Source organism: Streptomyces venezuelae (genome assembly GCF_008642315.1).
GTDB classification, from domain to species: Bacteria; Actinomycetota; Actinomycetes; order Streptomycetales; family Streptomycetaceae; genus Streptomyces; species Streptomyces venezuelae_D.
The window spans coordinates 2,254,100-2,279,628 of sequence record NZ_CP029192.1 but is presented as its reverse complement, the minus strand read 5'-3'; the positions used below and the strand labels follow the sequence as shown (position 1 = coordinate 2,279,628).

Sequence of the window (25,529 nt, the reverse complement as noted above, 5' to 3'; positions counted from 1 at the left end):
TGTATGAGTGCTGTTTCTGGTTCCGACAAGCTGGCGGGCCGTTTCCGGCGCATGCTCGACCGGCTCTCCTCCTCCCAGGAGGATCTGGAGTCGGAGGAGCTGCGGGAGGACGCCGAGACAGCGGGCTGCGTCCGTATCGGCGACTGCCGTGACCGCCAGATAGTCACCGTTACTGGTACCTTGCGCACGGTCACTCTGCGACCACGGGCCGGGGTTCCCGCCCTGGAGGCCGAGCTGTTCGACGGTTCGGCGGCGCTGGACGTGGTGTGGCTCGGCAGGCGCTCCATCGTGGGAATCGAACCGGGGCGCAGGCTGATCGCATCCGGCCGGATCTCGGAGAGCCGGGGCCGACGGGTGCTCTTCAACCCGAAGTACGAACTCAGACCCCTCGGACGGGAGTAGCCGGTGACGTCCCTCGACAAGCCGACGGACCACGGGAACGCTGACCAGGACACAGATTCCCGGGCCGTGACCGAGGCAGCGCTCTTCGAAGCCTTCGGCGGCGTGCGGGGCATGGTGGAGACGGTCCTTCCCGGCCTGCTCTTCGTGACGATCTTCACGATCAACAAGGACCTGCACATGTCGGCCATCGCGGCCCTCGCGGTGTCCCTGGTGCTCGTGGCGGTCCGCCTGGTCATGAAGGACACCGTCAAGCACGCCTTCAGCGGCGTCTTCGGGGTCGCCTTCGGCGTCGTCTTCGCGATGATGACCGGCAACGCCAAGGACTTCTACCTGCCGGGCATGCTCTACACCCTCGGCCTCTCCTTGGCGTACATGATCACGACCCTCGCGGGTGTGCCGTTGATCGGCCTGATCCTCGGCCCGGTCTTCAAGGAGAACCTCTCCTGGCGCACCCGCAACCCGGGCCGCAAGAAGGCGTACGCGAAGGCCAGTTGGGCCTGGGGTCTGATCCTGCTCGCCAAGTGCGCGATCCTCTTCCCGCTGTACTGGTGGGCGGACACGACCCAGTTCGGCTGGGTCCTCATCGCCCTGAAGATCCCCCCGTTCCTCCTCGCCGTCTACCTGACCTGGGTCTTCCTGGCGAAGGCCCCACCGCCGATCGACGTCTTCGCGGAGATGGAAGCGGCGGAGAAGGCGGAAGAAGAGCGCAAGGCAGAACGAGAGCGGGAACGCCGCGAGGTGTGAAGGAGCGCCCCGCAGGGGCCGCTCCAGGGGCGCGGGGAACTGCGCGCCTGGCCATGACGGCGCGGCGGTGTGGCTCCAGGGGCGCGGGGAACTGCGCGCCCGGCCACGACGGCGCAGCAGTGTCGTACAGGGGCGCGGGGAACTGCGCGGAGCCCGGCCACGACGGCGCCGCACTGTGAAGGCAACAGACGAGGGGGCACCCGGAACCTTCCGGGTGCCCCCCTCGTCGCCGTTCGCCGGGGCGGCCTCAGCCCACCGCCTCAGCCCACCGCATCCGAACGCCGCACCGAAAGCAGATCCTCCAGCTGCTCCTCGCGCGCCTGCGCCGCGACGAACAGCAGCTCGTCCCCCGCTTCGAGGGAGTCGTCCGCGGTCGGCGCGAGGACACGTGTACCGCGGATGATCGTGACCAGCGAGGTGTCCTCGGGCCACTGCACGTCGCCGACCTGCGTGCCCGCGAGGGCCGACTCGGGCGGCAGCGTCAGCTCGACGAGGTTCGCGTCGCCGTGGCTGAAGCGGAGCAGCCGCACGAGATCGCCGACGCTCACCGCCTCCTCGACGAGCGCGGACATCAGACGCGGCGTGGAGACCGCGACGTCGACGCCCCAGGACTCGTTGAAGAGCCACTCGTTCTTGGGGTTGTTCACCCGGGCGACGACCCGCGGGACCCCGTACTCCGTCTTGGCGAGCAGCGAGACGACGAGGTTGACCTTGTCGTCGCCGGTCGCGGCGATCACCACGTTGCAGCGCTGCAGCGCGGCCTCGTCGAGCGAGGTGATCTCGCAGGCGTCGGCGAGCAGCCACTCGGCCTGCGGGACGCGCTCGACCGAGATGGCGGTCGGCGCCTTGTCGATGAGAAGGACCTCGTGGCCGTTCTCCAGGAGCTCACCGGCGATGGAACGTCCCACCGCGCCGGCTCCGGCAATGGCGACCCTCATCAGTGACCGCCCTCCTCGGGGCCTTCGGCGAACGCGGCTTCGACCTTGTCGACCTGGTCGGTGCGCATCATGACGTGCACCAGATCGCCTTCCTGCAGGACCGTCTGCGAGGTCGGCAGGACCGCCTCGCCCAGCCGGGTGAGGAAGGCGACGCGTACGCCGGTCTCCTCCTGGAGCTGGCTGATCTTGTGTCCGATCCACGCGGGCGACGCGTGCACCTCCGCGAGCTGCACCCCGCCGGTGGGATCGCGCCACAGCGGCTCGGCGCCGGACGGCAGCAGCCTGCGCAGCATCTGGTCGGCGGTCCAGCGGACCGTGGCGACCGTGGGGATGCCGAGGCGCTGGTAGACCTCGGCGCGGCGCGGGTCGTAGATGCGGGCCGCGACGTTCTCGATGCCGAACATCTCGCGGGCCACGCGGGCGGCGATGATGTTCGAGTTGTCGCCGCTGGAGACGGCGGCGAAGGCGCCCGCCTCCTCGATGCCGGCCTCGCGCAGGGTGTCCTGGTCGAAGCCGACGCCGGTCACGCGGCGGCCGCCGAACCCGGCCCCGAGACGGCGGAAGGCCGTGGGGTCCTGGTCGACGACGGCGACGGTGTGCCCCTGTTGTTCCAGGTTCTGGGCCAGAGCGGAGCCGACTCTCCCGCAGCCCATGATGACGATGTGCACCTGTCCTTTACCCCGCACTCCTGGTCATCCCGCTGACCTGCGAAAACATCCTGCTCACTCTTTTCTGTCACTGTGCCGGCAACCACGGGGCAACAGCGTGCGGCGTTGCCAAGAGACGAGCTTAAGCCGCAACGGGTCCCGCGCACTCACTCGAGGGGACGCTAAGGGGCCCGCCGGGGGTGAGCGGTCAGTCCACGCTGCGCAGCAGGGTCTCGACGTTCTGCAGGCGGTGGCCGAGTTCGACGAGCTGGAGGCGGGTCGACTCCTGCTCGGATCTGGCGCGCTCGACGGCCGCGCGGTACTCGTGCATGGCCTCGGCGTACTGCCGGTCGCGTTCGCGGTTGCGCTGCGTCTGGAAGTACGCGACGGCGACGATCGCGCCGGCGAGTATCAGGAAGAAGGCGACCGGAATGATCACGTCGTCCATTAAGACCCCTCTGGAGATTGCTGGGCGGCCTCGTCCGGCGTGCGCGAGGTGTCTGCCGCGTCCTGCCGGACGGCCGCGAGGATCGTATCCACGTTCAACCGCACGTCGAACGGCGCCAGTTCGAAGTACTTGAGCGCCTTGCCGTCGTCGGAGAGCTCCAGGCGGCCGACGACGAGACCGGCCTTCTCCAGGCGTTCGAGGTGCATGTAGAGCAGAGGGCGGGAGACGCCGAGCCGCCGCGCCAGTTCGCTGACGTACAGCTGCCCCGGGGCGAGCTCGGTGATGATCCGGATCCGCTGGGCGTGGCCGACGGCGGAGAGGAAGGCGAGCAGCTCTTCGCTGTTCATGATCCGCCTTCGCGCTGGTCCCGAAACCTGTCAGTCAAGGCTTACGCATGGCGGGATCCACTGTCAATTCCCGTGGATCCGCCTCAGGAGCCCCTCCGGTAATTCCGTGAATGACAGTTGACGGCTTGTTCCTTCACCTGTCAGTCCCCACTTACACATGAAGCAACGATAGGGCGGGGGAAGTCATGAGAAGGCGATCGGTCACGGTGCGCGTGGCCCGGTGGAGCGCACTGCATCCGGGGCGGGCGGTCATCGGCTGGCTGGTGTTCGTGGTGCTCTGCCTGGGGGGCGGGATCGCCGCGGGCATGAACAGCGCGACGGCGGAGGACTTCCGCGTCGGCGAGGCGGGACGGGCCGAGCCCCTGGCGACCGAGGGCGGCATCCCGCTGCGCTCCACGGAACACGTGCTGATCCGTGACGCCTCGGGCTCGGTGAGCAAGCCCGGCCCGCTGGACGAGGCGGCCGCGGACGCCGCGGTGAAGGACATCACCGCGCGGATGAGGGCCCTGCCCGAGGTCGCCTCGGTGAAGGCGCCCGTGGCCTCGGCCGGCGGACGCGTCCTGCGGGTCCCCGTCGAGCTGACCGGGACCGAACAGGACGACCAGAAGAGGGTTCCGCCGCTCCAGGAGCAGACGGCCGAGGCGGCGAAGGCCCACCCGGGGCTCGTGATCGAGGAGACCGGCGACGCCTCCGTGAGCAAGGGCGTCGACGACCAGCGCAACAAGGACCTGAAGCTCTCCGAGGCGATCACGCTGCCCGTCACGCTGATCACGCTGGCCGTGGTCTTCGGCTCGGTCGTCATGGTCGGCGTACCGCTGCTGCTCGCCGTCACCTCGATCATGGCGACGATGGGCCTGGCGATGGTGGCGTCGCACCTGCTGCCCGACACGGGCGTCGGGATGAGCATGATCCTGCTGATCGGCATGGCCGTCGGCGTCGACTACACGCTCTTCTACCTCAAGCGCGAACGCGAGGAGCGGGCCCGCGCGGGCGGCCGCCTCACCTCGGAGGCGCTGGTCGAGGCCGCCGCCGCGACGGCGGGGCGCGCGATCGTCGTCTCCGGGCTCGCGGTGATCGTCTCCACCACCGCGCTCTTCCTGGCCCGCGACGTCATCTTCGACTCGCTCGCGACCGGCACGATCCTGGTCGTCGCCGTGGCGATGGTCAGCTCGGTGACGGTGCTGCCCGCGCTCCTGGTCAAGCTCGGCCGACGGGCGGAGCGGCGCGCGGCGAAGCGCATCGCGCGGGGCAAGCCCGTCCGGACGTACGGCGAGAAGAAGCCGGGCCGCGCCTGGAACCTCCTGCTCGCCCCCGCCCGCAAACGCCCCGCGCTCACGCTCGGCCTGTCGGTCCTCGTGATGCTGGGGCTCGCGCTTCCGGCGCTGGACATGAACCTGAAGAACCCGGCGCGGGACAGCTTCTCGCGGGACATCCCTGCGATGCGCGGGTACGACAGGCTGCTTGAGGCCTTCCCGGAGCAGCGGGTGCGGCACGTGGTCGTGGTGCGGGCGGAGGCCTCGCGGGCCGGCGATGTGCGGGAGGCGTTGGGGGCGCTGGAGCGGAGGGCGGGGGCGGATCCGCTGTTCGCGCGCGCCGGCGGCGGCCCCGACGGGACCGAGAACGGCTCCGCCGGTGGTCCGCTCCTCCGCTCCTCCGAGGACCGGAGGACCACAACACTGGAACTCAACGTTCCGCACCCGACGTACTCGAAAAAGGCTGAAGACTCGCTCGAACGCCTCCGCCACACCTACCTGCCCGCGACCGTAGGCAAGCTGCCCGGCGTTGAGACGGCCGTCACCGGCGAGGTGCCGCGCGGCGTCGACTACGTGGGCCACCAGAACGACAAGCTTCCGCTGGTCCTCGGCTTCCTGCTCCTCATGACCTTCGTGATGACGGTCTTCGCCTTCCGCTCGGTCGTCCTCGGACTGCTCGGCGTCGTCCTCAACCTGCTCTCCGTCGGCTCCGCGCTCGGCGTGCTCGTGCTCGTCTTCCAGGGGGACTGGGCGGAGGAGCTGCTCTCCTTCGTCTCGCTCGGCGGCATCTCCTCGCGCGTACCGCTCTTCCTCTTCGTGATCCTTTTCGGGCTCTCGATGGACTATCAGGTCTTCGTCGTCAGCCGGATCCGCGAAGCGGCCCTCGACGGCGCGCCCACGCGGCGGGCCGTCATCGACGGCATCACGTCGTCCGCCAAGGTCGTCACCAGCGCGGCGATCGTCATGGTCACCGTCTTCGCGAGCTTCGTGATGCTGCACATCCTGGAGATGAAGCAGATGGGCCTCGTCCTCGCGGTGGCCGTCCTGCTCGACGCGTTCGTGATCCGCGTCATGATCCTGCCGGCCGCGCTGCTCCTGCTCGGACGCGCGGCGTGGTGGCCGTCGAAGGCGATACGCAGGGCGGAGGCACGGGTGGCGGAGGCGCGCCGCGTATCAGGGGACCAGGGGCGCCCCGGAGCGCACTCCACGGCGTACGCCCCCCATCCGGAGGGGCGCAGGATCGCACAAGGCAGATAAGCGGAGCAGTTGGGGGTGGTGGGTGGGCGCGCCCCCATTCGAACGCTTACGATCCTCTGCGTGTCCAAACTGACCGACGTGCCCAAACGGATCCTCATCGGGCGCGCACTGCGCAGTGACCGGCTCGGAGAAACGCTCCTGCCGAAGCGCATCGCACTCCCCGTCTTCGCGTCCGACCCGCTCTCGTCCGTGGCGTACGCGCCGGGAGAGGTCCTCCTGGTCCTCTCCATCGCGGGTGTGTCGGCCTACCACTTCAGCCCCTGGATCGCCGTAGCGGTCGTCGTGCTGATGTTCACCGTGGTGGCGTCCTACCGCCAGAACGTGCGCGAGTACCCGAGTGGTGGTGGCGACTACGAGGTCGCCAACACCAACCTCGGCCCGAGAGCCGGCCTCACCGTCGCGAGCGCCCTGCTCGTCGACTACGTCCTGACCGTGGCCGTGTCGATCTCGTCGGGCATCGAGAACCTCGGGTCCGCGGTGCCGTTCGTGGTCGAGCACAAGGTGCTCTGCGCGGTGGCGGTCATCGTCCTCCTCACCCTGATGAACCTGCGGGGCGTGAAGGAGTCGGGGAAGCTCTTCGCCATCCCGACGTACGTCTTCGTGGCCGGCGTCTTCATCATGATCGCGTGGGGTGCTTTCCGGAGCATCGTCCTCGGCGACACGATGAACTCGCCCACCGCCGACTACGAGATCAAGCCGGAGCACCAGGGACTCGCGGGCTTCGCCCTCGTCTTCCTGCTCCTGCGGGCCTTCTCCTCGGGCTGCGCGGCCCTCACCGGCGTCGAGGCGATCAGCAACGGCGTCCCGGCCTTCCGCAAGCCGAAGTCGAAGAACGCCGCGACGACGCTCGCGCTGATGGGCGGCCTGGCCGTCACCATGTTCTGCGGCATCATCGGCCTCGCCATGGCGACCAACGTCCACATGGCCGAGAAGCCCGCGCACGACCTGATCCACAACGGCGTCCCCGTCGGCAGCGACTACGTCCAGAACCCGGTGATCTCCCAGGTCGCCGAGGCAGTCTTCGGCCACGGCAGCTTCCTCTTCATGATCCTGGCGGCCGCCACCGCGCTGGTCCTGTTCCTCGCGGCCAACACCGCGTACAACGGCTTCCCGCTGCTCGGCTCGATCCTCGCCCAGGACCGCTACCTGCCGCGCCAGCTGCACACCCGCGGCGACCGCCTCGCGTTCTCCAACGGCATCGTGCTGCTCGCGGGCGCCGCCGCCCTGCTGGTCGTCATCTACGGCGCGGACTCGACCCGCCTGATCCAGCTCTACATCGTCGGCGTCTTCGTCTCCTTCACGCTCAGCCAGATCGGCATGGTCCGGCACTGGAACCGCCACCTGGCGAAGGAGAAGGACCAGACGAAGCGCCGCCACATGATCCGCTCGCGCGCGATCAACACGTTCGGCGCGTTCTTCACGGGCCTCGTCCTGGTCGTCGTCCTCGTCACCAAGTTCACGCACGGTGCGTGGGTCGCGCTGCTCGGCATGTGCATCTTCTACGTGACGATGACCGCGATCCGCCGCCACTACGACCGCGTGGCCGAGGAGATCGCCGCCCCGGAGACCCCCAACGACGACAGCGTGCGCCCCTCGCGGGTCCACTCGATCGTCCTGGTCTCCAAGATCCACCGCCCGACGCTGCGCGCGCTGGCGTACGCGAAGCTGATGCGCTCCAACACGTTGGAGGCCCTCAGCATCAACGTCGACCCGGCGGAGACGAAGGCCCTCAAGGAGGAGTGGGAGCGCCGCGGCATCACGGTCCCCCTGAAGGTCCTCGACTCGCCGTACCGCGAGATCACGCGCCCGATCATCGAGTACGTCAAGAACCTGCGCAGGGAGAGCCCGCGCGACGTCGTCAGCGTGATCATCCCCGAGTACGTGGTGGGCCACTGGTACGAGCACCTGCTCCACAACCAGAGTGCCCTGCGCCTCAAGGGCCGCCTCCTCTTCACCCCCGGCGTCATGGTGACGTCCGTCCCCTACCAGCTGGACTCCTCCGAGGCCGCGAAGAAGCGGGCCCGCAGGCGCTCGGAGTGGAACGCGCCGGGTGCGGTGCGGCGGGGCCCGGTGGAGAAGCCGAGGCGCACGAAGGAGCCGACCAAGAAGGCCTGACCGTCCCCTCTCGGCCCCCTGGTCCCTGGTGAGCGGCCGGACGACACCCACGTAGACTGGTGGGCTGTAGTCCGGCCGTTCCCCTTTTTCCCATACGTAGTGGAGTCACCCCGCCATGCAGGCAGAACCGAAGAAATCGCAGGCGGGGAACGCGCGGGAGGGCGCCGCCGAGCCGGCCGTCTCGTTGGTCGGCAAGGAGTACGAGGTCGAGGTCGGCCCCGTCGCGCACGGCGGCCACTGCATCGCCCGTACGGCAGAGGGCCAGGTCCTCTTCGTACGCCACACGCTGCCCGGCGAGACCGTGATCGCCCGCGTGACGGAGGGCGAGGAGGGCGCACGCTTCCTCCGCGCGGACGCGGTTTCCGTGCTGGAGCCCTCCAAGGACCGCGTGGAGGCCCCCTGCCCCTACGCGGGCCCCGGCCGTTGCGGCGGCTGCGACTGGCAGCACGCGAAGCCGGGCGCGCAGCGCCGCCTCAAGGGCGAGGTCATCGCCGAACAGCTCCAGCGCCTCGCCGGGCTCACCCCCGAGGAGGCGGGCTGGGACGGCACGGTCATGCCGGCGGAGGGCGACAAGCTCCCGGCCGGAGAGGTCCCGTCGTGGCGCACGCGCGTGCAGTACGCGGTGGACGCGGACGGCAACGCGGGCCTGCGCCGCCACCGCTCCCACGAGGTCGAGCCGATCGAGCACTGCATGATCGCGGCAGAGGGCGTTTCGGAGCTGGGCATCGAACAGCGCGACTGGTCGGGCATGGCATCGATCGAGGCCATCGCGGCGTCGGGCTCCCAGGACCGCCAGGTGATCCTCGCCCCGAAGCCGGGCGCGCGGCTGCCGATCGTGGAGCTGGACAAGCCGGTCTCGGTCATGCGGATCGGCGAGAAGGACGGCGGAACCCACCGGGTCCACGGCCGCCCCTTCGTCCGCGAACGCGCCGACGGCCGCACCTACCGCGTCGGCAGCGGCGGCTTCTGGCAGGTCCACCCGAAGGCGGCGGAGACCCTGATGCTCGCCGTCATGCAGGGCCTCACCCCGCGCAAGGGCGACACGGCCCTTGACCTCTACTGCGGCGTCGGCCTCTTCGCCGGCGCGTTGGCCGACCGGGTCGGCGAGAAGGGCGCGGTGCTCGGCATCGAGTCCGGCAAGCGCGCGGTGGAAGACGCCCGCCACAACCTCGCGTCCTTCGACCGCGTCCGCATCGAACAGGGCAAGGTCGAGTCGGTCCTCCCGCGCACGGGCATCACGGAAGCGGACCTCATCGTCCTGGACCCGCCGCGCGCGGGGGCGGGCAAGCAGACGGTCAAGCACCTGGCGGGTCTTGGGGCGCGCAGGATCGCGTACGTGGCTTGCGATCCGGCTGCGCTGGCTCGGGACTTGGGGTACTTCCGGGACGGTGGGTATCGGGTGCGGACGCTTCGGGCGTTCGATCTGTTTCCGATGACCCACCATGTCGAGTGCGTCGCGATCCTTGAGCCTGCGGAAAAGGGCCGCTGACCTGCTGTTTCTCTGAGTGTGCATTATGGGCGTTACGTGCGTTACGGGCGATATCTTGACGCATATCTGACGCACGTGACGCACGTTTGACGCACGGACGGCGTGATATCTGATGGGTCGTCATGCTTGATGCGTGACCGCCGGATGGAGTCCTCAACTGTGTGGTCGGAGGCACCCTGAAGGGGCTGGGGCATTGGCTGCCGAGCTGTTGGCTGCCCCTGCCCCATCGGCTTCTCGCTAATGACGTTCCGTGACACTGGGTGGGGTGTCCGGCGCGTGTTGCGTCAGGGGCCGTAGGGACTCCAGTGCCCGAGAAAGGGCCTGAGATCGTCGGCTCGTGGTTCGGGGATGTCAGGCAGCCGGGGCGGTGTGTTCAGCGGGTTCAGATGCTCCACGCGTGCTGCCGCCCAGTCGATCCATGTTTCGGCTTCGGTCCTGGTCTGGCCTGGGGGCATGGCGTCGACTCGGGTGTGTGCGGCGCTGACGTACTCCGCGAGTTTGGTGGCGTGACGCCATGCCGCCTCCTGCGCCTCGAAGTGCCGGAAGCGGTACGCCTCAGCGTACTGGACGCGCGCTTCTTTCATGGCGGCTTCCCAGCGGATGCGCTTCTGGCGGGCCGCCTCGACCTCGTCGAGACGTCTGCGTTCGGCGGCTTCGCCGCGAAGCGTGACCTCCTGCGCGATCTCGGCGAGCTGGTCTTCGAGGGGACGGTTGGGGGTGTCGGCCCATTCGCTCGCCCGGTGCGGCTGGCCGCCGCTGAGGACGAAGCGGAGACGTTCGGAGGGGGTGTAGTCGAAGCGGGGGATCCTGATCCAGGAGTTCTTCTTTGCCTCGGCGAGTTCCTTCTCGGTGGCGATGTGCTCGGTCCGGTCCTGTTCCTGGAGGACAAGGAATCCCACGGTCTGGCCCTGTGCGGTAATGGTGAAGTGTGGATTTGCCCTGCGGCGGCGATGGGACGGGGGTGCGAAGCCGGTCTGTCCCGCCGAACTGGAATGTCCTTCGGCCTCGGCAGCGGTGATCAGCGCCTGGATGAGCCGGAGGGCACGTCCCTGGACGGGCTTCGTGAGGCCCATTGGCTGTTGTTCGTTCTGCATTGTCCGGACCACGGTGTGCGGACGTGCAAGCCGCGCTGGCACAGGGATGGGTTCGAGGACCGCAAGGCGCCAGGCGGGGACGTCGACGAGCTTGATCTCGTACCCGCCCTGGCACCAGCCCCCGTACAGCTCCTTCGTCTCCGGGACCCTTCCGGACCTGCGTGCCGCGGCGACGCGGGGCGGCCACTTCTCCAAGCCCGGACCGCTGCCGCTCTTGACGATCCGGCCGTCGGCCTCCGCGAGCTCTTGCAGCAACTGCTCGGTGAACGTCACGCGATGCTGTGAAGGAGGGCTTGGCCTTCGTGCACAGGCCGGAGTCTCCCGTGCTCCGACGGACGGGGGTTGCGGCACGCCACTCCGGCTCTGCCGCGGGCGTGATTCACGGGGAGGGTACGTGCCGTGCGCCAGGTAGTACTGGCCAGGCCTCGTCAGAGCGACGCTCCACAGCCCACCCTTGCGGGAGACTGTGACCAGGCCTCGGTTCTGAAGTGCCTGACAGGTGCTCGTGTAGGAACCTGTCTCCCAGACGCCAGCAGGACACCCAGCTGCCACCCACTCGAGTACCGCAAGCTGACGTTCGTTGACCGGCCGTTCCACTGGTCCGCCCTCGACTTAGGACTTACGCGACGGGGCGGATGGTGTCAGTGATCGTGGTGCAGGGCGCACGTTCCGTGGAGGTTCACCCGAAGGAGTAGCCAGTGACGCCTTCGTAAGCGATCTTCCTGAGAAAGGCGTGAAGGGGTCCATGTGCGGCATGAAGGGCTAGCCTTCGCGGACACGGATCAGGCGCTGGAGTCCACGGACGGAATGCCGACCACAGACACGTCGATGCCCTGGGCGCGCAGCGCACGGGTTGCCTGCAGCAGGGACACCTGGGCGAAGGTGAACAGGTTCGTCGTCGTCAGGGCCTTCCCGCTCTTGAGCGAGATGGCGTAGACGACCCTCCGCGGGGTGAACTCCTCGCCCACGGGATGCCCCGGGCGTCGTTCCCGCACGCGGTGGACGAACTCGGCGCGCGCCTCCGCGTCGAAGCGCAGAGCCTCGGCGGAGACCCTGCCCTGGGCGAAGAGATGACTCAGCGGCGCCAAGGAGGCGGCCCTTTTGACATGGATCAGAGTTCCGTCCTCCGCGAGAAGATCCGCGGCCTCGAAACCGTGCGGATGCTGGGCGGTCCTGATCAGCCGGCGATCCAGGCACACGTAACCACGCTTCGCTGCCTCCAGGTTGTACTCCTCCTCCGTCGCGAGGTCGGTCGTCCAGCCCGGCAGCGAACAGCCGGCCGGTGCGGTGAGCAGGGCGTCGACCTCGCTCCGGATGCCCTCCAGGTACTGGTCCCCGATCTCGAACCAGCGCCCTTCGTGGTGGAAGTAGCGGCTGGCGCCGAGCGGAATCTCGGCCGTGATCCACTTGTGGGCCTTCACCTGGGCGCTCACCGGATCGGTGCCCTCCTCGTCCCGGTGCATTTGTATGTAGCCCGCGGACAGGGCTTCCAGGCGCCTGCCGGGCGGGATGCCGTCGAGCACCTCCAGAATGTCGTCGATCGCCGGAGAAGGCATGAGGCGGCGGACGGGCCCGACCTTCACCTGGTAGGAGAGTGCGGCGTCCTCCTGGTCGAGGCAGGCGGCGGGGACGGCCAGAGCCAGCGATCCGGTGTCCGCCGAGGCGCCCAGGAGATCGTTGAGGCGGGCCTCCAGGTCGCTGCGTCGCGGGTCTCCGCTCTTGAGCGGCCGGACGCGGGCGATCGCCTCGAACTCCGGTGCGGGAGAGTGGCGGGCGAGGATCGCCCGGATCTGCGTGAGGTCGTGGAGCAGGTCCTCGGGCTGCGCACCGAGATGGATCTTCAGGGCGTCCGTACCGGCCACCTGAGCCGTTCGCCGGCTGTGCTTCCCGATCGTCAGTTCCGTCGAGCTCAGGGTGCCGACCAGCCGGCTCACCACTTCTCCGTACTCCTCGATGGGGAACGCGCGGATGTGCTGTCCCTGGGCGGCCGAGCTCCGGTCCGTGCGGCCTCTGGCGTCCATCAGGCTGTGCGTGACCTGGCGGATGGCGTCGGGCTGCGCCGCGCGCAGGGCGAAGTCGAAGCCGAAGCCGGGGGAGATCCTGCTCTGGTCGAGCAGCAGGTGCCCCATGCCGAAAGTGAGGGCGAAGACGTCGTCGGCGACGGGGAGGAGCAGGACGCACGCCGAGGTGCGGTTCTCCACGGGCGGCTTCCGCCTGGTGAGGGAGTGCACCGCGGAGGTCCAGTCGGGCGGCTGGTGGTGGCCGATCACTCCGTGGCAGAGGAGCGCGGGGGCGTCCCCGACCGTCACGTCCTCGACGGCGAAGGAGTGATCGCGCTCGTACCTGGCGTTGAGTGCTGCCCGCAGGTCCGCGGGAGACGGGCCCGTGTCCCGGAGCAGGTAGAGAGTGCTGCGCCGGGTCTTGGGGGCGGTGGCAGGGCTGTGGGTGATGGTGGGGCCGAGCGGCATGGGGACTCCCGAGGTGGTGAGGCGAGGCCGTGGTGCTAACGACACTCAGTAGATGTGCTCATGAAAGCACTGTCAAACATGAATTCACGCTCGGGTTGTGGTGTAAGGTGTGAACTGCCCGCCAGGAGGACCCGCCTAGAGGAGAGGTGCCGCCCGGTCATGCCCGAGACAACAGCCCACGTAACAGCCGCGGAGATCTCCCGCATCGCTGGCGTCACCCGGGCCACCGTCAGCAACTGGCGTCGACGGCACGCCGACTTCCCCGATCCGTCCGGCGGCACCGACACCAGTCCGCTCTACGACCTCGGAGCGGTCCAGGCGTGGCTCGGCTCACGCGGTCACACGCAGGTCGCCGACCCCCGGGAGGAGCTGCGCACCGCGGTCCGCTTCCAGGCCTCCGACCCGGACAGGACGACCGGCCGCATCGGCTTCGTCCTCACGCTCGCCCGCCGCTCCCCGGACGAGACGGCGGCGCTCGCCGACCTCACGGACGCCGAGCTCGTCGCCCGCGCTGCCGAAGAGGTGGCCGAGCTCTTGGCCTCGCTCCCCGGGCCGGTGCCCGCGAGTCCCCCGTTCTCCGCATCCGACAGCCCCACACTGCGCGCGATCCTTCGCTGCGTACACGAGGAGGGCGGCCCGGCCGCGCTCGCGGTGCTCGCGGAAAGGGAGCTGGAGGACAGCGCCGCGACCGGCGTCTACAGAACTCCCGAACCCTTGACGCGGCTGGTCGCGGAGTTGCTCCCGGCGGGGGTCGCGCAAGTACTGGACCCGGCCTGTGGCAGCGGCGCGCTGCTGGCGGCCGCCGCCGTGCGCGGCGCCACCACTCTGCTCGGCCAGGACTCTGTACCCGTACAGGCCCAGCGTGCCGCCGTCGGGCTCAGCCTCGCCGCGCCGCGGGCCGAGGTCACCGTACGCATCGGGGACAGCCTGCGCGCGGACACCTTCGACGGCCTGATGGCGGACGCGGTGGTGTGCAACCCGCCGTACGGAGATCGCGACTGGGGCCACGACGAGCTCGCCTACGACCCGCGCTGGGCGTACGGCGTGCCGGGCCGGTCCGAATCCGAGCTCGCCTGGGTGCAGCACTGCCTCGCCCACCTCGCGCCAGGCGGCTGGGCCGTGCTGATCCTGCCGCCCTCCACTGCCTCCCGCCCCTCCGGGCGCCGGGTGCGGGCGGAGCTGGTGCGCGGCGGCGCGGTGCGGGCCGTACTGGCTCTCCCGGCCGGGGCCGCACCGCCGCTGCACGTGGGCCTGCAGCTGTGGGTACTGCAACGGCCCGAGCCGGGAGGCCCGGAGCGGAAGTCTGTGCTGTTCGTCGACACGGCAGGGTCGCCCGGGCCGGGTGCGGGGGAACAGGCGGCGGGTTCGCCGCGTACGGGTTCCTTCCGTGCCCCGATCGACTGGGCCGGCCTGACGGCCCAGTCGATCGCACACTGGGCGGCCTTCACCGCCGACCCGGACGGGTTCGCGGCCGAGCCCGGCACGGCACGTGCGGTACCGGTCGTGGACCTCCTCGACGAGCTCGTCGACCTCACCCCGGCCCGCCAGGTCCGTATCTCCCGCACGGATGTCGACCCCGTCGAGCTCTCCACGCGCACGGAGACGGGTCGCCGTGAGCTGACCGAAGCCGCCCGGTCCCTCCTCGACGCGGTGGACCTCACCGCCTGGACCCCACCCGATCCCGGCGGCGCGGCCCGGGAATGGCGTACGGCCACCGCCTCCGACCTCGCCCGGGGCGGGGCGCTGACCCTGCTCCGTACCGTGCCGGACGCCAAGGGACCGGAACCGGAGCCGGGAGTGGCCGCCTCCGCAACGGCGGCGCCGGTCCTCACAGGAGCGGACATCGCGCGCGGGACGGGCCCGACCGGCGACCCGGCGGAACTCCGCTCGGCGGCTCCCGCGCCCGTGATCGCCGTTGGCGACGTCCTGGTGCGGGCGATCGCGGGCGGTGCCGGGCCGATGGCCCGAGTGGCGGATGAGGGGGACGCGGGGGCTCTCCTCGGCCCACAGGTCCATCTCCTGCGCCCGGACCCGGCCCGCCTGGATTCCTGGTTCCTGGCCGGATTCGTCGGTTCGGCGGAGAACGTCGCGGGGGCCTCCACCGGCAGCACCGTCCTGCACGTGGCTCCGGGCCGGCTACGGGTCCCGCTGCTGCCACTGGACGAGCAGCGCCGCTACGGCGAGGCCTTCCGGCACGTCCACGGACTGCGCGTGCGGGCACGGCAGGCCGCGCGCCTCGCGGAGGAGACAGCGGCTCTGCTGACGGACGGCCTCACGGGTGGTGCCCTCCTCCCGGCCACGGCTACCGCCGGGGCGTCGTCCGCCACCGAACCGGCCTGAACCACACGTGCACTTCTCGACCATCCACCACACTTGTCCGCACCCGCTTCCCTTGGGCGGGACGGTCCGGAAGGAAACCGGGGAACCCCTTGAACAGCAGTAAGCACACGGAACTGGCGAATCACGCCTGGTCCGTCGCAGATCTCCTGCGCGGCGACTACAAGCAGTCCGACTATGGCAAGGTCATCCTGCCGTTCACGGTGCTGCGCCGGCTGGAGTGTGTCTTGGAGCCGACCCGGGAGCAGGTCGCGGAGACCGGGGCCCGGTACAAGGACCAGGAGGACATCGACCCGGACTACTGGCTGCGCAAGGCCTCGGGCCACTCCTTCTACAACAAGAGCGACCTGACCCTGAAGAAGATCGCTGGCGACCCGCAGAGTGCGGCGAAGAACCTTCAGATCTACGTCGCCGCCTTCTCGGACAACGCCCGTGAGGTCCTCGACAAGTACGAGTTCTCCCAGCAGATCAAGCGACTCGCCAGTGCCGACCTGCTCTACCAGGTCATCGGTAAGTTCACCGACCTGGACCTGCACCCCGAGGTCGTGCCCAACCACAACATGGGCTACATCTTCGAGGAGCTGATCCGCCGCTTCGCGGAGCAGTCCAACGAGACGGCGGGTGAGCACTTCACGCCCCGCGAAGTCATCAAGCTGATGGTCAACCTGCTGATCGCGCCGGACGGCGACGCGCTTCAGGTGCCGGGCGTGGTGCGTACGGTCATGGACCCGGCGTGTGGTACGGGCGGCATGCTCTCGGCCGCCGAGGACCACATCCGGGCCCTGAACCCGGATGCCACGGTGGAGGTGTACGGCCAGGAGCTCAACCCTGAGTCCTGGGCCATCTGCCGGTCCGACCTGATGATCAAGGGCCAGGACCCGGAACACATCGCGTTCGGCAACTCCTTCAGCGACCCCGCGCACCGCCGCGAGAAGTTCGACTACCTCCTGGCCAACCCGCCGTTCGGTGTGGAGTGGAAGAAGGTCAAGGACGAGGTCGAGTACGAGCACAAGCACATGGGCGAGGCCGGTCGCTTCGCCGCAGGCCTGCCGCGCATCAACGACGGCTCGCTGCTCTTCCTCCAGCACATGATCTCGATGATGAAGCCGGTGGACGCGAAGGGCGGTGGCGGCTCCCGCATCGCCATCGTCTTCAACGGCTCCCCGCTCTTCACCGGCGCGGCCGGCTCGGGCGAGTCCGAGATCCGCCGCTGGATCCTGGAGAACGACTGGCTGGAGGCGATCGTCGCCCTCCCGGACCAGCTCTTCTACAACACGGGCATCTCCACGTACTTCTGGATCCTCACCAACCGCAAGTCCCCGGACCACAAGGGCAAGGTCGTCCTGTTGGACGCGCGCGAGCAGTTCCAGAAGATGCGCAAGTCGCTGGGCGACAAGCGCAAGGAACTCGGCAAGCAGCACATTGCGGCCGTGACGCGCCTGTACGCGGAGGCCATCCAGGCCGCGGCGGACCCGAACCACGAGCTCCACGCCAAGGTCAAGGTCTTGGACAACGAGGTCTTCGGCTACCAGCGCATCACGGTCGAGCGCCCGCTGAAGCTCCGCTTCGAGGTCACGGAGGAGACGCTTTCTGTCCTGGCGGCGGCGAAGCCGGTCCAGAAGCTGGCGGACCCGGAGGCGTTCGTGGCCGCCGTCCGTACGCTGCTCGGCTCATCGTGGTCGAAGAAGTCCGACGCGCTGGTCGCTACGAAGGGCGTGGTCGCCGCCGCTGGCCTGTTGTGGCCGACTGGTGCCCCCTTTGCCAAGGCGCTCCGTGACGCGATCGGCGTCCGCGACCCCGAGGGCGAGTCACAGAAGGTCAAGGGCGAATCGGAACCGGACGCGGAGCTTCGCGACTACGAGAACGTCCCGCTGGGCGAAGACGTCGAGGACTACCTGAAGCGCGAGGTCCACCCGCATGTCCCGGACGCGTGGATCGACCACACGAAGACGAAGATCGGCTACGAGATCCCGGTAACCAGGCACTTCTACGTGTATGAGCCGCCGAGGCCATTGGCGGAGATCGACGCGGAGTTGAAGGCGTTGGAGGCAGAGATTCAGACCCTGTTGGGGGAAGTGACGGAATGAGCGAGTCCCGAGTGGCGCCTTGGCTGGCCAGTTCCCGTTGGGCCACAGTTCCCATTCGCCTAGTAGCCCGTCTGGGATCTGGGCATACCCCAAGCCGCAGCAAGCCAGAGTACTGGGAAGGGTGCACCATTCCATGGATCACTCTGGCGGACGTCTGGCAGTTGCGCAGTGGTCAAATTAGAGTCATCGCAGAGACTAAGGAGAAGATTTCACCACTCGGTGTCGCCAATTCGGCAGCTGTAGAGCACCCTGCAGGCACGGTGATCCTTTCGCGTACGGCATCCGTTGGCTTCTCCGCGATCATGGGGAGTGAGATGGCGACGAGCCAGGATTTCGCGACATGGACTTGCGGCCCAAAGCTCGACCATCGCTACCTCCTGTACACGTTGCGGGGCATGGCGCCGGACCTGAAACGTATTGCTATGGGGTCGACTCACAAAACGATCTACATGCCTGACATCGAGCAGCTCAAAATTCCACTGCCTCCGCCCGAGGAACAGCAGCGCATTGCCGATTTCCTTGATGCTGAGGTCGGTAAGCTTGACGCTATCGTCCGTTCGCGGTCGCAGCAGTATGAGCTACTCAATGAACGCATCGACAGTCAGGTACTCCGTATTATTGGGCGCAGTGAACTCGGGGATCCTGATTCTGGTGAGTCGCTCGCTGCCATGCGATGGCTTCTTCAGAAAGTGACCCGCCCGACGGCACACACCTCGGAGGTCGTCACGGCCTTTCGAGATGGTCAGGTGACTGCTCGCTCGCTGAGGCGAGCCGACGGATATACGAATTCGGCGTCCGCGGAACCTCAGGGGCAACATGTGTTGGCCGGTGACGTCGTCGTTCATGGGCTGGATGGGTTCGCTGGCGCAATCGGTACCTCGGAAGCTGCTGGAAATTGCAGCCCGGTCAATCATGTCATGTTTCCACAGGGTGAGGGTGATTCGCTCTACTACGGGAGATTGCTGCGCATTCTCGCGCTCCAGGGGTATCTCACTGGGTTTTCGCACAGTACGCGCGAGCGGGCATTTGACTTCCGTAACTGGGACATGTTCGGACGTATTCCGATCCCAGTTGCTTCCGTCGATGAGCAGCGTCGTATTGGGAAACAGATCAAGACGGTGCGGCCGTTGCGCGGCAAGCTGGATCTATTCAGTGAACGCATCGCGGAGCGCCGCCAGGCTCTCGTCACCGCCGCAGTAACCGGTCAGTTCGACGTCTCCACCGCCAGCGGACGCAACGTCACGGAGGGAATCACCGCATGAGCCCCGGCCCCGTCCACAGCGAGTCCGCCTTCGGCTCCGCCATAGTTGCCGCGCTGACCGAGCGAGGCTGGCGCGAGGTCAGCCCCGCCGGGTACCAGCCCGACCTCGGCCTGGACGCGGGGGAGCTCTTCGAGTTCATCCGCAAGACCCAGGCCGAGGAGTGGCACGAGCTCCGCACCGTCTACGGCGACGCCACCGAGGCCGAGCGTGGCTTCGCGCGCCGCCTCGACCAAGCCATCGTTAATGACGGCCTGCTCCACGTCCTCCGCAACGGCGTCAAGGACCGTGGCGTACTCCTCCGTGTGGCCTACTTCAAGCCAAACCTGGTTGCCGACGACTCCGTCCTGGACGGCTACCGCGCCAACCGCCTCACGATCGTGCGGGAGCTGGTGTACGCCACCAAGCAGCTCGACTGGGGCCACAAGCTCGACCTAACCCTGTTCCTCAACGGCATTCCCGTGGCCACCGCCGAGCTCAAGAACCCGCTCACCGGCCAGGGCGTCGAGCGAGCCATGAACCAGTACCGCACTGACCGCGACCCCACGGAGCTGATCTTCACCCGCCGGGTCATTGCGAATTTCGCCGTGGACCCTGACTTGGTCTTCGTCGCGACCGCGCTCAAGGGTAAGAACACCCGGTTCCTCCCCTTCAACACCGGCTCCGAGGGCGCCGGCCGCCCCGGCGGCGCTGGCAACCCGGTCCCCACGGCCTTCGGCCAGTACGCGACCTCGTACCTCTGGGAGCAGGTCTGGGAGCGGGAGAACTGGCTAGATCTCCTCCAGCGCTTCGTCCACCAGCAGAAGTCCAAGACCTCCGGCAGCACCACCACCCGCACCACGATCTTCCCCCGCTACCACCAGTGGGACGTGGTCAAGAAGTTGACCGCTCACGCCGCCACCCACGGCGCCGGTCAGAACTACCTGATCATGGCCTCGGCTGGGTCTGGCAAGTCCAACACCATCGGATGGCTCGTCCACCGCCTCTCCGACCTGCACGCGGACAATGACCCCCGCACGCTGAACACCGAGGCCCTGTCCGCCGGCTTCATCAAGCCCGGTGCGCCCGTATTCGACAAGGTCATCGTCATCACCGACCGCCGGAATTTGGACGCCCAGCTCCGTGAGACGGTCGGCAGCTTCTCCCAGACCGACGGCCTGGTCGTCAAGATCGACGAGAAGCACGGCGCCAAGAGCGAGCAGCTCGCCCGCGCGCTCTCCCGCGACACCGGCAAGATCGTCACGGTCACCCTGCACTCGTTCCCCGCGCTGCTCGACTACCTCCAGCGCAACCCGACCGAGATCAAGGGCACCACCTTCGCGATCGTCATCGACGAGGCCCACTCCTCCCAGTCCGGCGACGCCGCGACTTCCGTCCGTGCCGCCCTCCGCGAACTCGGCCTCGACTCCGACTCTGACGACGCCGGCGCGACCAGCGTCACCCTCACCGACAAGCTCAAGAGGAAGGCGCTCGAACGCTCCCGGGCCGCCAACCTCTCCTATTTCGCCTTCACCGCCACCCCCAAGTCCAAGACCCTCGAACTCTTCGGCACCCCGGACCAGGTGAACGGCAAGGCCGCCTACCGTCCCTTCCACACGTACTCCATGCGCCAGGCCATCGAGGAAGGATTCATCCTCGACCCGCTGCGCAACTACGTCACGTACAACACGTACTGGAAGCTGGTGAACCAGAACCACGACGAGCGCGAGGTCGACCCCGCCAAGGCGAACTCGCTCCTCGCCCGGTACGTGCTCACCCACGACTCCACCGTCTCCCAGCACGCACAGGTGATCGTCGAGCACTTCGTCGCCCACACCCGGGGCCGACTCGGCGGGCGCGCCAAGTCCATGGTCGTGACCGCCTCCCGGCATTCCGCCGTCCAGATGGCCCGAGCCATCAAGAGCTACATCAAGGACCGCGACTACCACACCAGGTACCCGGACCTGGGTGTCCTGGTCGCCTTCTCCGGTTCCCTCACCATCGACGGCGAGGAGACCACCGAGCCGAAGGAGAACGGCGGCCTCTCCGAGACCGCCCTGCCCAAGGCCTTCGGCTACACGCGCGCCGACGACAAGGCGGTCAAGGCAGGAGCGAAGGGGCAGCAGGAGTACCGGATCCTGGTCGTCGCCGAGAAGTACCAGACCGGCTTCGACCAGCCCCTGTTGACGACCATGTACGTCAACAAGACGCTGACCGGCATCGCGGCCGTCCAGACCCTCTCCCGTCTGAACCGCACCGCCGAACGCAAAGCACAGGCCGACCTCGCCGTCCTGGACTTCACCAACGAGGCCGAGGACATCAAGGACGCGTTCCGCCCGTACTTCGAGGAGGCGAACACCCTTCCCTCGGACCCCAACCTGCTCTACACCGCCCAGAGCCGGGTCATGTCCGCGCCGATCATCTCCGAAGCGGAGATGGACGAGTTCGCCGCCGCCTACTTCGAGGCGAAGGAGGCGGCCGCCGGCTCGCAGGCCAAGTGGGAGAAGCTGCACGCCGAGCTCTACCGACGGCTGTCCCCGGCCGTCACGCGCTATGAGGCCCTGCGCGACAACGACGAGGACGAGGACGAGGTCAAAACGGCCGAGGACTTCCGCGCCGACCTCATCGACTACGTACGCAAGTACGGCTTCCTCGCCCAGATCGTGCCTTACCACGATCCCGACCTGGAGCGCCTCCACCTCTACGGGCGCTACCTCCTCACCCGGCTGCGCGGGCGCACGGACGGGGGCGTGGACATCGGCGATGTGGACCTCAGCCACCTGCGTGTGCAGAAGACCGGAGAGCATGACGTCTCCCTCAGCCCGGAAGGCCCTGCGACGATGCCGGGCTTCGGCGACGGGCCGGGCGGCGCCAAGGAGGCCGAGAAGTCGCTCTTGTCCGAGCTGATCGAGAAGTTCAACGCCAAGTTCGGCACGGAGTTCACTGAGCAGGACGTCATCCGGCCCTTCGAGGAGGCCAAGGCCGACGCCAAGGTCCGGGCGGCGGCCGTCGTCAACGACGAGGACAACTTCGGCAAGGTCTTCGACAAGGTGTTCGCGGACAAGATGGCCGACCACGTGGACTCCATCGCCGGCCTCGGCCGCCAGTACTTCGGCGCCGACCGGAACTTCAAGTCCAGCCTCGACCGCAGCGCCCGCCGCGCCGCGTGGCGGATGATCCGCCGCGAAGAGGGCGTGGACGACGCCGCGTAGCCCCTCGGCACGTGTCGATGCCCTCGTACACCTCACTGGTGTACGAGGGCACCGCGCCGCCTCAGACCGTGTGGCCGGCCGCCAGCTCCACGAACCCGGCCCAGGCGGCGGGGCCGAGAGTCAGCACGGGGCCGCCGAGCTGCTTGGAGTCCCGGACGTGCACGGTGCCGGGGATGGCGGCCACCTCGATGCACTGACCGCCTTCGCCGCTGCTGGTAACTGCTCTTGAACCACGCCAGGTCCGGCAGACGCGGCTCGGGTATCTTGTCGTTCATCTCTCTCCCAGCAGTTTCTCGACGAAGGTCAGGGATTCGCGCGGCGTCAACGCCTGCGCCCGCAGGATGCCGTACTGCACTTCCATTTCCCTGACTGTCTCGCGGTCGGTGTAGAGGCGGCTGTGTTTCTGCACCTCTACGTAGGCGATCCAGCGCCCCTCGCTCGTCTCGATCAAGGTGAAAGGGCCTGCGAGTCCGCTGTGTTCTTCGCGTTCGTTGGGCATGACCTGGATCTCGACATTCCGACGTTGGCCGTGCAGCAGGACCTGTTCCAGCTGGCCCCTCATGACCTCTCGGCCTCCGATGGGTCGTGTCAGCACCGACTCCTCGATAACGAAGCTGAGCGTCGGCAGCCTCCGACGCGAGAAGATCTCCTGGCGCCCCAACCGTGCTGACAACCTCTGCTCGGTGGTGTCTTCGTCCAGCAATGGGCGCCGCATCCGGAAAACTGCTCGCGCGTACTCTTCGGTCTGCAACAAGCCATTGACCACGTGAGTGTCGTAGACGTGCAGCTCAACCGCCTCGGCCTCAAGCTTCGCCACGTCCCGGAAGAACGCCGGATACTGCGCCCGCGCCACCTCCTCCTTCAGTGCCTTCAGGACACCACCCGCGTCCAGTACGTCGTCCGACTGGTCGATGAGCCTCGGCGGCGGGATGCGCCGTCCCTGCTCGAACGACGCGATCGACTGTGCCGCGTACCCCACCAGCTTCCCGAACTCCGCACGTTCCAGCCCCGCCCGGGTCCGGAACAGCTTCAGCTGTTGCCCGAACGCCGTGACCACGCCCTGTCCCGGCTCGTCCTCCGGGCGCTGTCCCACCGGCTCCCGCCCGGCCTCCGCGTCATCGTCCCGCACCGCCGCCACCCCTCCGCGTGCGTACACCGCACCGCCCGCCCGCGTACAAGCGGCACGCGACGGCGCGTCACCCATGGTTACGCTACGCCACCACGGCTCACCGTGGAGCCATGACGAGCAACCCCGCCAGTACCAGCACCCCCACCCAACCGGCCATGCCCACCCACCATTTCGAGATGCGGTTCACCTCTACGCCCCGCGGCGCCCGACTCGCCCGCCGGCTGTGCGCGGAGCGGCTGCACGCCTGGGGGATCCCGTACAGTACCGAGGCGCACGACGCGGTCGTCCTCCTCGTGGCCGAGCTCAGCGCGAACGCCGTCCAACACGGCCGCGTGCCCGGCCGGGACTTCCACGTACGGCTCACCGTGCCCGCGCAGCCCATCGCTCCCGTGCGGATCGAGGTGACCGACACCCGTGGCGAGCGGACGCCCGTGGCCGCACCGTGCCTCCCCGGCCCGGACCGTACCGAGGGTCGCGGCCTGCTCCTCGTCGCTGCCCTCGCCGACCGCTGGGGCTGGGGCCCGCGCCCCGACGGGGCGCCCGGCAAGATCGTGTGGGCCGAGCGCGACCGGCGGAGCCGGGACGCAACGGCAGTTCTCGGCCATATGTGACAGACGTTCCCGCCCTCCCCTGGACGGAAGATCGCCACCCCCACCACACTGGTCCCGACATGTCGGGCCGGCCGACACCACCTCGGTACGCACGTCGGCGACAGAAACACGACGGGGCGGGGGCACGGTGCCGCAGCAGGTGATTGCCAGACGTTACGAACTCCTGGAGGAGCTCAGCCACGGCGGCATGGGCGACGTCTGGCGCGGCTACGACGCCGTACTCGACCGGCCCGTCGCTGTGAAGCTCATCCGGCCCCAGGCCGTCACCTCTCCGCAGATGGCGGACGAGCTGGCCAAGCGGTTCCGGCGTGAGGCCCGGATCACGGCCCGTATCCAGCACCCCGGCGTGCCGCAGGTCTACGACGCCGTTCTCGACGACACCCACGAGCGTCTGTTCCTCGTCATGGAGCTGGTCGAGGGCGTTCCGCTGTCCGGCTACGTGGACCCGGCCCGGCCGCTGCCGGTGAGCTGGGCTGTGGCCGTGGCCGCGCAGGTGGCCACCGTGCTTTCGCACGCCCACGAGGTCCCGGTGATCCACCGGGACCTCAAGCCGGGCAACGTCCTCGTCGCCCGGGACGGGACCGTGAAGGTCCTGGACTTCGGCATCGCGGCCATCCTGCGCACCGACGCGACCAAGCTGACCGCGACCGGAAGCCCGATCGGGACGTCCCAGTACATGGCACCCGAGCAGGTCCGCGGCGGACGTGTCACCCCGCAGACGGACCTCTACGCACTCGGCTGCGTCCTGCACGAACTGCTCTGCGGACACGCCCTGTTCCAGGCGGACAGTGAGTTCGCGCTCATGTACCAGCACGTCAGCGCAGCCCCCACACCTCTCCGGCAGATGCGCCCCGAGGTCCCGGCCGCCCTGGAAAACCTCGTCCTGCACCTGCTCCGTAAGGCCCCGGAGGCGAGGCCCGCCGACGTCCAGGAGGTGTACGAGCGGCTGCGGCCGTTCCTCCCGCAGGCAGGCCAGGAACCGGCGCCCGGCGAGAGCGGCCCGGCCGGAGCGCCGGACCCGACCGGGCTGTTCCGCCACCCGTACGCGCCCCGCTCCCGCCCCCGGCCGGTGGCCGCCCAGGCGCCTTCCGGGGAGCCGGCCCCCGCGCCCGTGCCCGTACCGGACGGACTCAGGGCGGACATCAAGGAGGCGTACGCGCACTCCGACGCCCTCCTGGAAGAGGAGCGGTTCGCGCAGGCCGCGGAGGTGCTGAGCGAGGTCATCGAACCGGCCGCCCGCGGCCTCGGCACCGACAACCGGCAGGTGCTTGAACTGCGCACCCAGCGAGCGGCCATCCGGCTCCTGGGCGGGGACTACCGCGCCGCCCTGCCCGAGTTCAATGCGCTCACCGACGCGTACGGGCGCATCGCGGGGCCCACGAGCGCGCGGGCCCGCGCCTGCCGTGCCCAGGCCGCCCGCTGCCGCGCCGAACTCGGTCAGGTGACGGAGGCGCTCACGGCACTGGAATCAGTGCTGGCCATCGTCCGGTCCGTGGACAGCGATGCCAGTGAGGAAGCCCTCGAACTGCGCCGTGACATCGGCATGCTGCTGCTCGCCCAGGGCCGCGCGGCTGATGCCCTGTTCGTGCTCGAACCGCTGCACGGCGACCTGAACGTCGTCTACGGGCCCGCGGACGAGCTGACAGCGGAGATTGCCGAGGCGCTGTCGCTGATACGGCTGGATCTGGACGGCCAGGCACCCTGAACGCCGTT

Annotated in this window: 19 protein-coding genes; 11 read left to right on the top strand and 8 right to left on the bottom strand. The window is 68.7% G+C overall.

Annotation, left to right across the window (positions count from 1 at the left end):
- Window positions 1-3 precede the first annotated feature (3 nt).
- Window positions 4-402, top strand: a complete 399-nt coding sequence (locus DEJ48_RS09490; protein WP_150215737.1) for an OB-fold nucleic acid binding domain-containing protein — start codon at window positions 4-6, stop codon at window positions 400-402.
- 3 nt (window positions 403-405) lie between these two features.
- Window positions 406-1,146, top strand: coding sequence for a DUF3159 domain-containing protein (locus DEJ48_RS09485; protein WP_150215736.1), 741 nt, complete (start codon window positions 406-408; stop codon window positions 1,144-1,146).
- Window positions 1,147-1,406: 260 nt separating this feature from the next.
- Here DEJ48_RS09485 and DEJ48_RS09480 read toward each other — a convergent pair whose 3' ends face one another.
- The 4 genes from DEJ48_RS09480 to DEJ48_RS09465 form a co-directional block, all read right to left on the bottom strand.
- On the bottom strand, window positions 1,407-2,084 hold the full coding sequence (locus tag DEJ48_RS09480; protein ID WP_150215735.1) for a potassium channel family protein: 678 nt from the start codon (window positions 2,082-2,084) through the stop codon (window positions 1,407-1,409).
- Window positions 2,084-2,752 (bottom strand): potassium channel family protein, encoded by a 669-nt coding sequence (locus DEJ48_RS09475; RefSeq protein ID WP_150173158.1) that lies wholly within the window; start codon window positions 2,750-2,752, stop codon window positions 2,084-2,086. Before DEJ48_RS09475 ends, DEJ48_RS09480 begins: the two co-directional genes overlap by 1 nt.
- Before the next feature lie 187 nt (window positions 2,753-2,939).
- Window positions 2,940-3,179: a hypothetical protein gene (locus tag DEJ48_RS09470; protein WP_150215734.1), complete on the bottom strand. Its 240-nt coding sequence runs from the start codon at window positions 3,177-3,179 to the stop codon at window positions 2,940-2,942.
- Window positions 3,179-3,526 carry an ArsR/SmtB family transcription factor gene (locus DEJ48_RS09465; protein ID WP_150215733.1) on the bottom strand — a complete coding sequence of 116 codons (348 nt, stop codon included), beginning with the start codon at window positions 3,524-3,526 and terminating at the stop codon, window positions 3,179-3,181. Before DEJ48_RS09465 ends, DEJ48_RS09470 begins: the two co-directional genes overlap by 1 nt.
- Window positions 3,527-3,711: 185 nt before the next feature.
- Between DEJ48_RS09465 and DEJ48_RS09460 the strand changes: the two genes are divergently transcribed.
- The 3 genes from DEJ48_RS09460 (at window position 3,712) to DEJ48_RS09450 (ending at window position 9,640) form a co-directional block, all read left to right on the top strand.
- On the top strand, window positions 3,712-6,036 hold the full coding sequence (locus DEJ48_RS09460) for an MMPL family transporter (protein WP_150215732.1): 2,325 nt from the start codon (window positions 3,712-3,714) through the stop codon (window positions 6,034-6,036).
- Window positions 6,037-6,096: 60 nt separating this feature from the next.
- Window positions 6,097-8,151, top strand: coding sequence for an APC family permease (locus DEJ48_RS09455; RefSeq protein ID WP_150215731.1), 2,055 nt, complete (start codon window positions 6,097-6,099; stop codon window positions 8,149-8,151).
- 115 nt (window positions 8,152-8,266) lie between these two features.
- Window positions 8,267-9,640 carry a class I SAM-dependent RNA methyltransferase gene (locus DEJ48_RS09450; RefSeq protein ID WP_150215730.1) on the top strand — a complete coding sequence of 458 codons (1,374 nt, stop codon included), beginning with the start codon at window positions 8,267-8,269 and terminating at the stop codon, window positions 9,638-9,640.
- Window positions 9,641-9,924: 284 nt separating this feature from the next.
- Here the strand turns inward: DEJ48_RS09450 and DEJ48_RS40260 are convergent, their stop codons facing one another.
- The gene (locus DEJ48_RS40260) at window positions 9,925-11,007 is read right to left on the bottom strand and encodes a hypothetical protein (RefSeq protein ID WP_223831980.1); all 1,083 of its coding nucleotides are present in this window, start codon (window positions 11,005-11,007) and stop codon (window positions 9,925-9,927) included.
- A 509-nt stretch (window positions 11,008-11,516) separates the two neighbouring features.
- Window positions 11,517-13,202, bottom strand: coding sequence for a DUF6119 family protein (locus DEJ48_RS09440; RefSeq protein WP_150215729.1), 1,686 nt, complete (start codon window positions 13,200-13,202; stop codon window positions 11,517-11,519).
- Window positions 13,203-13,361: 159 nt separating this feature from the next.
- Here DEJ48_RS09440 and DEJ48_RS09435 point away from each other — a divergent pair, with 159 nt between their 5' ends.
- The 4 genes from DEJ48_RS09435 (at window position 13,362) to DEJ48_RS09420 (ending at window position 22,076) form a co-directional block, all read left to right on the top strand.
- Complete coding sequence (locus DEJ48_RS09435) at window positions 13,362-15,542, top strand: N-6 DNA methylase (RefSeq protein ID WP_150215728.1); 2,181 nt, start codon at window positions 13,362-13,364, stop codon at window positions 15,540-15,542.
- Window positions 15,543-15,631: 89 nt separating this feature from the next.
- A complete protein-coding gene (locus DEJ48_RS09430; RefSeq protein ID WP_150215727.1) occupies window positions 15,632-17,626 on the top strand; it encodes a class I SAM-dependent DNA methyltransferase in 1,995 nt (664 codons plus the stop codon).
- Window positions 17,623-18,888, top strand: coding sequence for a restriction endonuclease subunit S (locus tag DEJ48_RS09425; protein ID WP_150215726.1), 1,266 nt, complete (start codon window positions 17,623-17,625; stop codon window positions 18,886-18,888). The genes DEJ48_RS09430 and DEJ48_RS09425 overlap by 4 nt, the downstream gene beginning before the upstream one ends.
- The gene (locus tag DEJ48_RS09420; RefSeq protein WP_150215725.1) at window positions 18,885-22,076 is read left to right on the top strand and encodes a type I restriction endonuclease subunit R; all 3,192 of its coding nucleotides are present in this window, start codon (window positions 18,885-18,887) and stop codon (window positions 22,074-22,076) included. The genes DEJ48_RS09425 and DEJ48_RS09420 overlap by 4 nt, the downstream gene beginning before the upstream one ends.
- A gap of 61 nt (window positions 22,077-22,137) precedes the next feature.
- Here DEJ48_RS09420 and DEJ48_RS41050 read toward each other — a convergent pair whose 3' ends face one another.
- Together DEJ48_RS41050 and DEJ48_RS09410 are read right to left on the bottom strand one after the other, a co-directional pair.
- Entirely contained in the window at window positions 22,138-22,260 is a 123-nt protein-coding gene (locus DEJ48_RS41050) for a DUF397 domain-containing protein (RefSeq protein WP_373429537.1), read from the bottom strand.
- A gap of 87 nt (window positions 22,261-22,347) precedes the next feature.
- Window positions 22,348-23,205: a helix-turn-helix domain-containing protein gene (locus tag DEJ48_RS09410; protein WP_223831979.1), complete on the bottom strand. Its 858-nt coding sequence runs from the start codon at window positions 23,203-23,205 to the stop codon at window positions 22,348-22,350.
- Window positions 23,206-23,315: 110 nt separating this feature from the next.
- On the opposite strand from DEJ48_RS09410, the gene DEJ48_RS09405 reads away from it, so the two are divergent.
- Window positions 23,316-23,816, top strand: a complete 501-nt coding sequence (locus DEJ48_RS09405) for an ATP-binding protein (protein ID WP_150215723.1) — start codon at window positions 23,316-23,318, stop codon at window positions 23,814-23,816.
- Window positions 23,817-23,943: 127 nt separating this feature from the next.
- The gene (locus tag DEJ48_RS09400) at window positions 23,944-25,521 is read left to right on the top strand and encodes a serine/threonine-protein kinase (RefSeq protein WP_150215722.1); all 1,578 of its coding nucleotides are present in this window, start codon (window positions 23,944-23,946) and stop codon (window positions 25,519-25,521) included.
- Window positions 25,522-25,529: the final 8 nt, after the last annotated feature.

Bases quoted from the DNA above. Each gene is read 5' to 3' on its own strand.
- DEJ48_RS09490 (WP_150215737.1), top strand. From the start codon at position 4: ATGAGTGCTGTTTCTGGTTCCGACAAGCTGGCGGGCCGTTTCCGGCGC.
- DEJ48_RS09470 (WP_150215734.1), bottom strand. From the start codon at position 3,179: ATGGACGACGTGATCATTCCGGTCGCCTTCTTCCTGATACTCGCCGGC.
- DEJ48_RS09440 (WP_150215729.1), bottom strand. From the start codon at position 13,202: ATGCCGCTCGGCCCCACCATCACCCACAGCCCTGCCACCGCCCCCAAG.
- DEJ48_RS09425 (WP_150215726.1), top strand. From the start codon at position 17,623: ATGAGCGAGTCCCGAGTGGCGCCTTGGCTGGCCAGTTCCCGTTGGGCC.
- DEJ48_RS09465 (WP_150215733.1), bottom strand. From the start codon at position 3,526: ATGAACAGCGAAGAGCTGCTCGCCTTCCTCTCCGCCGTCGGCCACGCC.
- DEJ48_RS09405 (WP_150215723.1), top strand. From the start codon at position 23,316: ATGACGAGCAACCCCGCCAGTACCAGCACCCCCACCCAACCGGCCATG.
- DEJ48_RS09420 (WP_150215725.1), top strand. From the start codon at position 18,885: ATGAGCCCCGGCCCCGTCCACAGCGAGTCCGCCTTCGGCTCCGCCATA.
- DEJ48_RS09450 (WP_150215730.1), top strand. From the start codon at position 8,267: ATGCAGGCAGAACCGAAGAAATCGCAGGCGGGGAACGCGCGGGAGGGC.
- DEJ48_RS09480 (WP_150215735.1), bottom strand. From the start codon at position 2,084: ATGAGGGTCGCCATTGCCGGAGCCGGCGCGGTGGGACGTTCCATCGCC.
- DEJ48_RS09460 (WP_150215732.1), top strand. From the start codon at position 3,712: ATGAGAAGGCGATCGGTCACGGTGCGCGTGGCCCGGTGGAGCGCACTG.
- DEJ48_RS09435 (WP_150215728.1), top strand. From the start codon at position 13,362: ATGCCCGAGACAACAGCCCACGTAACAGCCGCGGAGATCTCCCGCATC.